Genomic DNA, 497 nt, shown 5'->3' with positions numbered 1-497 from the left:
TGACGAAGAAGCCGATGAGGCCTTCGGTCTCCGCCTGGGTGCGGCCGGCGATGGGGGTGCCCACGCTGATGTCGTCCTGCGTGGAGTAACGCGACAGCAGCACCTGCCAGGCCGCCAGCAGCACCATGAAGGGCGTCGCGCCTTCACCCTGGGCCAGGGACTTGAGTGCCTGGGCGACCTGCGACGGAATGTGGACGTCCACCGTCGCGCCCCGGCGTGACTGCACGGGCGGGCGCGGACGGTCCGTGGGCAGGTCCAGCGCGGACGGTGCCCCCGAGAGCTGCTGCTTCCAATAGCCAAGCTGCGCGTCCAGGGCCTCACCCTGGAGCCAGCCTCGCTGCCACACGGCGAAGTCCGCGTACTGCACGGGCAGCGGCGCGAGGGTGGGAGCGCGGCCGGCGCTGAAGGCTTCGTAGAAGGCGGCCACTTCCCGGACGAGGACGCCCATGGACCAGCCGTCGGAGACGATGTGGTGCATCGTCACCAGCAGCAGGTGC

1 protein-coding gene is annotated in these 497 nt (G+C 70.4%); it reads right to left on the bottom strand.

The window, feature by feature from the left end:
• On the bottom strand, positions 1–497 hold a 497-nt coding region (locus tag ACLEQD_RS45065; RefSeq protein ID WP_410392017.1), incomplete at both ends, for a condensation domain-containing protein.

The sequence above is a fragment of the Corallococcus sp. 4LFB genome (assembly GCF_046520365.1).
Lineage (GTDB): Bacteria > Myxococcota > Myxococcia > Myxococcales > Myxococcaceae > Corallococcus > Corallococcus caeni.
This window is presented reverse-complemented; position numbering and strand designations above follow the sequence as displayed.